Annotated in this window: 7 protein-coding genes (1 of these 7 cut by a window edge); 4 read left to right on the top strand and 3 right to left on the bottom strand. The window is 40.5% G+C overall.

Annotated elements, in window-relative coordinates:
- Together uvrB and CLV95_RS15795 are read left to right on the top strand one after the other, a co-directional pair.
- Positions 1 to 1,608, top strand: the 3' portion of a protein-coding gene (uvrB, locus tag CLV95_RS15800) for an excinuclease ABC subunit UvrB (RefSeq protein ID WP_002733134.1). The gene continues 393 nt to the left of window position 1, outside the view; 1,608 of the gene's 2,001 nt are visible here — the last part of the coding sequence; the start codon falls outside the window, past its left edge; it ends in the stop codon at positions 1,606 to 1,608.
- Positions 1,609 to 1,624: 16 nt separating this feature from the next.
- Positions 1,625 to 2,218, top strand: coding sequence for a rhomboid family intramembrane serine protease (locus CLV95_RS15795; RefSeq protein WP_002722084.1), 594 nt, complete (start codon positions 1,625 to 1,627; stop codon positions 2,216 to 2,218).
- 185 nt (positions 2,219 to 2,403) lie between these two features.
- On the opposite strand, the gene CLV95_RS15790 is transcribed toward CLV95_RS15795, so the two are convergent.
- Entirely contained in the window at positions 2,404 to 3,855 is a 1,452-nt protein-coding gene (locus CLV95_RS15790; protein ID WP_002733139.1) for a pectin acetylesterase-family hydrolase, read from the bottom strand.
- An 852-nt stretch (positions 3,856 to 4,707) separates the two neighbouring features.
- Positions 4,708 to 5,670 carry a hypothetical protein gene (locus CLV95_RS15785; RefSeq protein ID WP_107695018.1) on the bottom strand — a complete coding sequence of 321 codons (963 nt, stop codon included), beginning with the start codon at positions 5,668 to 5,670 and terminating at the stop codon, positions 4,708 to 4,710.
- Positions 5,671 to 5,825: 155 nt separating this feature from the next.
- On the opposite strand from CLV95_RS15785, the gene CLV95_RS15780 reads away from it, so the two are divergent.
- Positions 5,826 to 7,070 carry an EAL domain-containing protein gene (locus CLV95_RS15780; RefSeq protein WP_002733155.1) on the top strand — a complete coding sequence of 415 codons (1,245 nt, stop codon included), beginning with the start codon at positions 5,826 to 5,828 and terminating at the stop codon, positions 7,068 to 7,070.
- Positions 7,071 to 7,122: 52 nt separating this feature from the next.
- On the opposite strand, the gene CLV95_RS15775 is transcribed toward CLV95_RS15780, so the two are convergent.
- On the bottom strand, positions 7,123 to 7,698 hold the full coding sequence (locus CLV95_RS15775) for a PaaI family thioesterase (RefSeq protein WP_016561391.1): 576 nt from the start codon (positions 7,696 to 7,698) through the stop codon (positions 7,123 to 7,125).
- Positions 7,699 to 8,417: 719 nt separating this feature from the next.
- Between CLV95_RS15775 and CLV95_RS15770 the strand changes: the two genes are divergently transcribed.
- A complete protein-coding gene (locus CLV95_RS15770) occupies positions 8,418 to 9,452 on the top strand; it encodes a zinc-binding dehydrogenase (RefSeq protein WP_002733126.1) in 1,035 nt (344 codons plus the stop codon).
- Positions 9,453 to 10,000: the final 548 nt, after the last annotated feature.

The following is a 10,000-nucleotide window of genomic DNA, read 5'->3' as shown; positions in this document are numbered from 1 at the left end:
GAAAGAGAAGACGTCGTCATTGTCAGTTCGGTTTCCTGTATTTACGGTTTAGGTTCTCCGGAAGAATATACGAATTCGGTGGTCGCTTTAAAAACGGGGGACACGATCGAAAGGGATGCGGTAATCCGCAAACTGTTGCATATTCAATATAATAGAAACGACATAGACTTTTCCAGAGGAAACTTCAGAGTTCGAGGGGATTCGATCGAAATTTATCCCGCGTATCACACAGACGGAATCCGAATCGAATTTTTCGGAGACGAGATCGACTCGATCAGCAGAATCAATCCGATAACCGCACAAACGATTCTTAAATTAGAAAAGACTTATATTTATCCCGCAAAACACTTCATCACTTCCGGCCCGAAAGTAAAGGTGGCGATCGAAAACATCAAAGCGGAACTGGAAGCCCAAGCTCTTTTTTTTAGAAAAAACGACAAACTTTTGGAAGCGGAAAGAATTATATCCCGCACGAATTACGATATGGAAATGCTTCAGGAGATGGGATACTGCAATGGGATCGAAAATTATTCGAGACATCTCACCGGAAGAAAAGCGGGAGAACGTCCGGCTTGTTTGATCGATTATTTTCAAGGAGAATTTCTTTTGATTGTAGACGAGTCTCATGTGACGATTCCTCAAATCGGTGGAATGTTCGCGGGAGACAAGGCACGTAAACAAACATTAGTAGACTTCGGTTTTAGACTTCCAAGTGCGCTCGATAATAGACCTCTCAATTTTGAAGAGTTCGAAACTTTGACTCCAAAAACTCTCTATGTTTCCGCGACTCCCGCAGATTACGAAATGGAAAAAAGTTCCAAAGTCGTGGAACAAATCATCCGACCAACCGGACTTTTGGATCCGATCGTGGAAGTGCGTTCCACCAAAAATCAAATCGAGGACCTTCTTGTGGAAATCCGCAAACGAATCGATGCAGGCGAACGCATCCTTATCACTACACTGACTAAAAAAATGTCGGAAGATCTTACCGACTATTACAAAGAGATCGGCCTGAAAGTCGCGTATCTTCATTCCGAGGTAGAAACTTTGGATCGGGTCGCCATCATTCGAGACCTGAGAAAAGGTATCTACGACGTTTTGATCGGAATCAATCTTTTACGGGAAGGTCTGGATATTCCCGAGGTTTCGTTAGTCGCAATTTTGGACGCGGATAAGGAAGGTTTTTTAAGAAATTATAAATCTCTAATACAGACTGTCGGTCGTGCCGCGAGAAACGTAAATGGAACTGCGATCCTTTACGCGGACAAGATCACGGACTCGATGGCAAAAGCGATCGATGAAACGAAACGCAGAAGAAAGATTCAGGAAGACCATAATCTCAAATTCGGAATCACCCCTCTTACAATCCGAAAAGAAGTCAACGACATTATCGAACGAGAGGAAAAAGAAAGGACTTCGGAAGATCTGGTTTTTGAAGACGTGGAGAAAAAATTTAATTCCAAGAAGTTCCCGAACAAGGAAGTTTTGAAGGATAAACTCCGAGAAGAAATGATGAAGGCCGCAAAAGAACTCGACTTTGAAAGAGCCGCCATCCTAAGAGATAAGATGTTATCCATCCAAATAAACGACCCTTCGACTGAAAACTAACACAAAGGAATCTATTTTGATCACAATACTGATTTGTCTCGTCACCTTCGGTTTAAGTATTTGGTGTTTTGCCTCCGAGGATAAACTCGATAAGTTCGTTCTCACCCCGTATCGATTGAAAAGAAATAAGAACTATTATACTCTTATCACTTCCGGTTTTATACATGCGGACTGGATGCATTTGATCTTCAACATGATTTCATTTTATTCCTTCGGAAAAAATTTAGAAACGACCGTAGGCCCCATCAAATTTCTTCTTTTTTATCTCGGGACGATCTTAATTACGAGCGTCATCTCTTGGAGAAAAAATCTGGAAAATCCTCTTTATGCAACGTTAGGCGCATCTGGCGGTGTTTGCGGCGTTTTATTTGCCACGATTCTTTTTTACCCGAATCTATCCCTTTACATGATGTTCATACCGATCCCGATTCCGGGAGCGATTTACGCGGTCTTATATTTAGTTTACACGTATTTTTCCTCAAAAAGCGGGCACTCGGACGGAATCAATCACGACGCTCATCTTTGGGGTGCCTTGTGCGGAATTGTATTCGCTCTTTTGCTCGATCCTGAAATCCTCGGTAGAGTTCTTCGGAATATTTCAGGAAGTTAAAAGAATACGATCTTTATTCTAAAAGTTTTGGTTACACGACGACTCTGTATGCCGAAACCAAAGTCGTCGATATAAGAAAATCATTACATAAGGATCGCTTTCGCATTTGTTATACAGAACTCACATTAAAATCAACAAAAAAATTAAAAACCCACACGACCCTAAAGGTAGTGTGGGTTTTTATTTTAGAGTCCTACGACCGAGCCGCAAGTAGCTGCTAAGTTTTTATTATTCGCATACGATTGGTCCGAAGTGGCCGCACCTAAGGCGAGATTGATCTTACTCTTCGTAAAATTCGAATGCACACAATCTCCTCCGTTTGTAGTACACTTCACGTTCCCGGGCTTAGATCCTGTAGAAAGAGTTGTGAGCCAAACAAGAAAGTCTGTTCCCCCAGAATCCAATTTATACATATCTTCCGACGTGGTGATCGTATGTACGTCGCCTGGAGCGATATAATATGAATAATTAACTGCCCCACCAGAGATTCCATTCATAGAAGTAACCGCTTGTTGCGCCCAACCGCAACTTGATCCGTCCGTGGACGCGAGAGTGCCATCGGGAACCGAACTCCCGTCGGTATCGCCGAATAGTGCGGAATACGTTTTAGAGGAATCATAAGGATCGGTCGTTTTTTCATTCGAATAGGCCGGAGCCGCATTGATGATATTCATCACCTTGTAAAAAAATCTTTGGTTTCCGTCGAAAATGGCCGTATATTGTCCTGTCTTATCTCCCAAACCTAGATAGTAAGTAGAAACCTTCGTAAAAAAATCTTGGATGGAAGGATTACCGACAGTGAGATAGTTGGCAGTGATCCCTGTTACCCACGTCGGAAGACTCGAATCGGCCCCCCACTGAGTACTTAGATTGGAAAAAAATCCATTTGGAACCACTCCGTTAGACGCATCGATAAGCATATTGACTTTTGCGGATGTGTTCAACCCCGTAATAGTTTCACGAACAATCGGATAATTCAGTAAAGTCCCGTATCCCCCCGCACTTTGTCCGGTAACGAATACATTCTGAACTCCCGGATATTCCGACTGAATGTATTTCAAAGCTGCAAGGACATTGTCGTATCCACGATGTTGTACAACAACTTGAGATCCCGTATTCGGGTCGGTATAGGTCATATCCTTGGAACCGAAATGAAGATCTCCCGTACAATACGGAATAAAAACCACATCATAGTCCTTGAACGGATTCAAAGCATTATTCGCATTCATTACACCTTGAAATGCGAACTTTACGAACAAATCAGGAACGGTATTGAGTTGATTGAAATAGGTAGTCGTATTCGATCCGAAGCAATTGTATCCGCTCCAACAAGCTCCCCCTCCCATAAAATTGATGAGTAGTTTTTTATTGGATGTGCTTACCTTCTTTCTATAGAAAGAAAACGTAGTATTTCCACTCGACCCGGAACAGGAAGGATTATAAGCTCTATTTGAATAATTGGCTCCGGCAACCGTGATCGTTCCGGCGGAAGGAGTGATCTTTTCATAAGGATTATATAAAAGATCCGCTATAAACAATTCTAGAAACATCTTGTCTCTATCATCGTCCTTCTTTTTACAATCGGTAAAGGCGAGAATCAAACAAATCGCCACAAAGTATATGATCCATCTTTTCATTTTTTCGAGCTCCTTTTCTATTGTTTTTTTCAATTTTGAATTTTTCTATTATAGTATTTCTCTAAACGAAAGTCAACCGATGCAAAAAAATCGAACTTGGTTCCCAAAACTCCCGGTTCTTAAGTAAGGTTTTGAAGTGTTCTTACTTTTTGGAGTCGAGTACGACTTGAGCACAAAACAAAAGTACAACAGCAAAATACGCGATGAGAATAGATCTCTATATAAGAATACAATCACAAAAATTCATATGCTTATATAACGGAAAACTCAAAGACTTTTTCCGGAAAAAATCGGTATAAAACGAGAAAATAAATAATTCTACCGCACTACTCGCTCGGAATCGCTGAAAACTAGGAGCTATCTCAAAAATACTTCACCTTTGCTTAAAACGCCGATCAATCATTCTAGGATATTTTTGAGATACTCTAAAAAAAATCTCATTTCGGAAAGAATTCCCAGGATAATTTCATCTGCATTTGCTTTTATTACTGCTACTTGGACATACGAAAACGGTACTAAAAATGAACGGGCCATTTTTGCAAAGATATAGAAGTTTTCACAAAATCGCGCCGAATCCGGAATTGTAGGCTTTTTTGAAGAAGATCACATATTCTAGCTTTTGAAACGAACTATTACGATATTCTTCTTTTCGTGCGTCCGAATCGTAAAACTTAAGAGAACCTTTATAAAGTAGATTTTAGAATTCTCGAATCTCCTAAAACAGCGGTTTCGCATAGGAATTCCTTATCATGGTTCCGTTATTTTTTGGGACGCGCTGTAAGACCTTTTGCACTTTTACGTATTCAAGAATACCGACAAGAAAGCGGACGCTCTTTACCATACTGCAAAAATTCAGATTTCTAAAATCGCAAAACCTTTTTTGATCGTTTCTTTTTTGTTTCCGATTCGGATTCTACCGGAAACCTTCCCTTCTACTCTTTCCATAGGAATTTTTTTTCCGAAAAAACCGGAAATTATTCCGCGGGTCGTTCTTACCGGAGTGACCGTAAGTTCGATTTGATCGGAAGGATCGTGAAGAACGTAAGACAGGGATTCTTTCCGAAAAGCGGCGGTTTCTAAGAATATCGGAACTCCGTTTCTCCAAAGAAGAATTCCGGAATTTTTATTGTAGTTTAAACGAAACGAATTTTTCCCCGACCCAAAACCGTAGATGCGCGATTCGGGTAAAAAAGACATACTTTCAAAACCGGTGGTTACGCTGTAGGCTAATCTCTCCGAAGACTCCAAATTCCAAGTTTTATCGTCGATAGCAAGTTGACCTCTCACTTGAAGATCCGGAGAAATCAACCGAAATAACCAATCCTTCCCGGAAACTCCTAAAGAAGAAACCGGTTTGTTCGTTTTTTCTACGATATTTACGAGAGCGTCAAGTTGCAGATTCAAATCCGAAGTAAAAATGGAACAATGGGTATAACCCTGCTGGATCATATCGTCCAGGCGAAAATTGAATCTTTGATTTCCTTTCGTAAAACTCCAATATCCGTTTCGAAACATACCTTTGGATAAAAATTCTTTCCCCGGACTTCCAACCCATTCGAAGTCTCTAAAATTTTCGGATTCAAAAAACCAAAGATTAAGAAGAGTTTTACAGGCCCCCGGACCTCGAAAAATTCGAAGTCCTAAAAAAAAATCTCCTGTAATCAAATCGACTAAAACGGAGTCTATTTTTTTCAAAGAAGACAAGAAAGAAGTTTTGTATTCTCTGGAGTTATCAATTCCAAGAGTCCCTGAATAGAGACCGAAATTGGGTTCTAATGTTGAAGGGTTGAGCAAATGGCCAATCGCCTCTTTCATGCGAATACCTTTAAGATTGTCAGTTTTTTCAGAGGTTTCAAAAAAAAAAGAAGAATGTAATCTTTTCTTCTACTTAATTTGATACTTTTTATCCAGAATTTTGCTTGTCGGAACCCATTTGACGAATTTCAATAAATAGATTTTTAAAGAAGATCATGTTATACAGCCAGGATAAAAGCAATTTACTTTCCTACGGCGAGAACTACTATCAGCCTCATTATCAACCCATTCTAGAAGTTACCAATTGTAATATCATAGGATACGAGGTTCTAGGAAGATTTTATTTTCCCGAAAAAAACGAATATCGTTCTCTGGGTTATCAGTTCCACAACCCGGAATTAGACACGATTCGTCTCATTCAAATCGATCGGCTGATTCGGGAAAAAGCGATCCGTCATCTCAAAGACTCGGGAATAAAAACCAAACTTTTTCTTAATATGATGCCTAACTTTCTCTCTATGATTCATACGGGAGACGTTCTAGATCTCAAAAGACTTCACGTTCTTAATCTTATGGAAAAATACGACATTTCACCTTCGGAGGTCGTTTTAGAAATCACGGAAGATAAGTTCGACGGAAACATCGAAAAACTTCTTTCAATCGTGAACGTATTCAAAGACTACGGATTCAAGATCGCAGTCGACGACCTCGGTGTCGGATTCTCCAATTTGGAAAGAATCGGCTATATTCATCCGGACATAATAAAGGTCGATATCAAGATCATGCGGGAAAGTTTAAACCGAAGGTCCTTCAAAAATGTACTGAGTGCAATTGCCGACATGTCCCAAAAACTAGGCTCCGATCTTTTGTTCGAAGGAATCGAAACCGAGGAAGAATTGCATCTCGCACTTTCCATGGGGGCAAATCTACTCCAAGGATTTTATTTTTCAAGGCCTCAAGTCGAATTTCAGGATAAAAAACAATTCAACAGAACTTTGAGAGACGCTTTGGAAAAATTCTCGGGGCTTCGATTTATGGAACTACTGGAGGAATTTCAAAAAGGCCAGGAAATCATCGACGCCTTAGGCGAGAAATTAGAAGCACTTCGTCACAACGGAAAGGATGATCTTCCTTTAGTCCTTCATCTCATGCTCTCCAACTTGCCGTCCGAAATTCTTTCCGTATTTGCCTGTGATATCTTCGGTTATCAGATCACTCCTACGTATTTCCGTTCTCATCCTGGAGAAGAATGGGATTCCGACCTGGCCGAAATCGGAAATAATTACGCATGGAGACCTTTTTTTATTCGCCATAAGGCAAAGGTAGTTCAAAGTTCCGCCAAGTGGACCGTCACAGAGCCTGTTTATGATATGGACCTCCACAAACAGGTCGTAATCTTTACCTACACGCTCAGAGATAATTACATTCTCGTTATCAAGATGGACTGGGAAAGGGTTTAATCTTTTTCGTCAATGACTCTCCCAATCGTAATTTCCAAACGAGAAAAAAGACTTAGGGTTCTATGTTTTGAAGTTTGAGGCGTTTTCGAATTTCCTTACCACGTCTTTGATTTACCTCTAAAACTTGCAGAAGAGTATCAATCGGAAAAACGGTATCTTGGAACATTCTCCTCATCGTCCTTTCCGACATATCATACCAACGTGCTTTGGAAGAAAGCAAAAGTTCGCCTGTTTTGGAAAGATGAATCGTAGCTTTTGTATAAAGCCTTCTTCTTCTTACCATCGTAACCCAACAGCGAACTTCAACTTTTTCGTTGAGAGGAACCGCTTTGTGATAACGCATATAAAGTTGGTCGGTCATCACGAAATGCCCGAGATGAAAACAAAGAACTCCCTGAGCTTCGTCGAGTAGTGTCGCTAAAACTCCTCCGTGAGCGTAACCAGGCGCTCCTTCGAACGCTTTTTCTATTTTAAACGGAAATCGTACTTCTCCGCTTTCTTCGTGAAAGGGAAAACTTGCATGGATCCCTTTTGTATTATCGGGACCACAACCGAAGCAGTTTTTATGATGCCAATCTTGCCCGTTTTGGCTAGCTTTGATCTCTCGATAGATTGCCTCTGGTTCCATTTTATTCCTTATTATTCCTTCGAAAGGGACTTTGCCGCAAAACGAAAACGGCTGTGTCATAACATACTGGATTTATACTTTTAAAGGACAGATTTTTTATCCATTGATTGAATCGCCGATTTTACATCGAGAACAATAGTGTCGTTGAAAAAGTTCGAATTAACAAAACTGCTTCAATCGACCGTTTTCATGAAACAGAGATGGATGAAGAATTAATTTTTCAATAACTCTGATTCTAATTCCATGAAAAAATCGGACCTTCCGGTTTCAAGTAGGAAACTCGAACCCATAAACGTTTTTTAAGAATAGATTTTCCAAAAATCCGAAGGAATGGATATATATCAAATCACTTGACTGACGTATCAATGATCTTATTTTAACGTGGGCTCGACATAACAAATGTGAAAGCGTTTATTATACTACGACCTATGAGAGCAACACTTTAGTTCAGAAAAACTCAGACGAAACGCTTTTACGAAACGTTTCAGATCTCGAGCCGTTTTAATTAACGTGAGTTCGGCGTAACAAATGCGAAAGCGATCGTAGCGTGGTCAAGTTATTGTCATTATTCAATTTGAATATTCCAAAAGTAAAATACAATAACTTGACCGAAGCGAGAGCGCGGTCCAGACTTTGCTTGCAAAGGCTGGATTCGCCCAAACTTTTTTATATCAAATTTACGTTTTTTTACATCGCGTTTCATTAAAGGAGAACAAAATATGAAAGCCGCAATTTTAGAATCCGGTAAAAAAATCTTAGACATCAGAGAAGTTCCAGTTCCAAAACTCAAACCCGGACAAGTAAAAGTAAAAATCAAAGCCTGCGGAATCTGCGGATCCGATGTCCATCTCGTGATCCACGGTACTCTCAAATGTAAACATTTTCCAAGAATTCCCGGCCACGAATCGTCGGGAATAATCGAAGAAGTAGGTGAAAATGTAAGTCGTTTTCAAAAAGGAGATCGTGTCGTAATCGCTGCCGGAACCTCCTGCGGAGTTTGTTCTTACTGCAAAGCGGGATACGAAAACTTATGTAAAGACGTAGGAGTTTTCGGTTTTGATCGAGATGGAGGTTTTGCGGAATATAATATCGTGGAAGAACGTTATTTGTATTCTCTTCCGGATACGATTCCGTTCGATCAAGGAGCAATTCTTGCAGACGCGGTTTCCACACCGTATCACGCGATTCGATACAGAGGAAATATTCAAAACGGTGATACGGTTGCCATATTCGGTTGCGGCGGCCTTGGAATCCATGCGGTCGCGATTGCAAGAGCTATGACCGACGGAAAAGTAATCGCTTTAGACGTGGAAAGAGGACCATTGGAAAATGCGACTAAGTACGGAGCCGATGAAATCATCAATTTGAAAGAAATTCGAAACCCGGGAAAAACTCTCAAAGAAATTACAAAGGGAGTGGATCTACTTGCGGATTTTTCGGGATATATGTCCAACATTGAAGAATCTCTACGCGCTATGAATCCCGGAGGCAGAATCGTTTTCGTGGGAATCGGAAGACAACCTTTGAAGTTTCAGATTCCTTTTATTTTAATCGAGAGAATGATTTCAGTCTTGGGTTCGTACGGTTCCGACCGCAGGGCAATTCCCGAACTGATCGAATTATACCTTAAAGGAAAAATCAATCTTTCTCATTCGATCACTTCCCATCATACATTAGAGGAATTGAATCAATGCCTGGAAGACTTGGACGAAAGAAAAGGAAATCCGATTCGGTTTATCATTCAACCTGGATAAAATCCGGAATTTTTTATTCCCGCATCGAAATCAGAACCCGTCGAGTACCAATAGAAGCGAGACTCTTTAGTTACCGGCTTGATCTTTCCGACAAAGTAGAAATCTAAAGCGCATTCAGAAGACTGACGAACTTCGCTTCGCTCGTTCTAGACAGAGGACAGAAACGGAGGAGTTATTGCACTGCGGATTTAGAATGCAGTTTGCGGAGACAAAAAAGCAAACAAAAGAAACTATACTAACGTGAATTCGATATAAGAAAGTTTGGGCGAATCATTCGCGAGCTGAAACGTTTTTATAAAAAGCGTTTCGCCTGAATTTTTCAAACTAAAGTGTTACTCCCTATCATAACCTTACCCACAAATACTTGGATCTGAAGGTAAATCTGTCGGAATTACTACAAATCCTCTGTGAAACTTACGCCCCACCCTGATTTTGGGTGGAGGGGAGAGGCGGTGGGAAGACTCGGGAGGTTTTCTTTACCACAAAATCATACTTCTTGCAAGTAAAAAGCCTCATTCTTGTCGGAACACTTGAAAAATATCAGTTTT

The sequence above is a fragment of the Leptospira borgpetersenii serovar Javanica genome, assembly GCF_003046425.1.
In the GTDB taxonomy this organism is placed as follows: Bacteria; Spirochaetota; Leptospiria; order Leptospirales; family Leptospiraceae; genus Leptospira; species Leptospira borgpetersenii.
This window is presented reverse-complemented; position numbering and strand designations above follow the sequence as displayed.

Bases quoted from the DNA above. Each gene is read 5' to 3' on its own strand.
- CLV95_RS15785 (WP_107695018.1), bottom strand. From the start codon at position 5,670: ATGAAAGAGGCGATTGGCCATTTGCTCAACCCTTCAACATTAGAACCC.
- CLV95_RS15780 (WP_002733155.1), top strand. From the start codon at position 5,826: ATGTTATACAGCCAGGATAAAAGCAATTTACTTTCCTACGGCGAGAAC.
- CLV95_RS15790 (WP_002733139.1), bottom strand. From the start codon at position 3,855: ATGAAAAGATGGATCATATACTTTGTGGCGATTTGTTTGATTCTCGCC.
- CLV95_RS15770 (WP_002733126.1), top strand. From the start codon at position 8,418: ATGAAAGCCGCAATTTTAGAATCCGGTAAAAAAATCTTAGACATCAGA.
- CLV95_RS15775 (WP_016561391.1), bottom strand. From the start codon at position 7,698: ATGGAACCAGAGGCAATCTATCGAGAGATCAAAGCTAGCCAAAACGGG.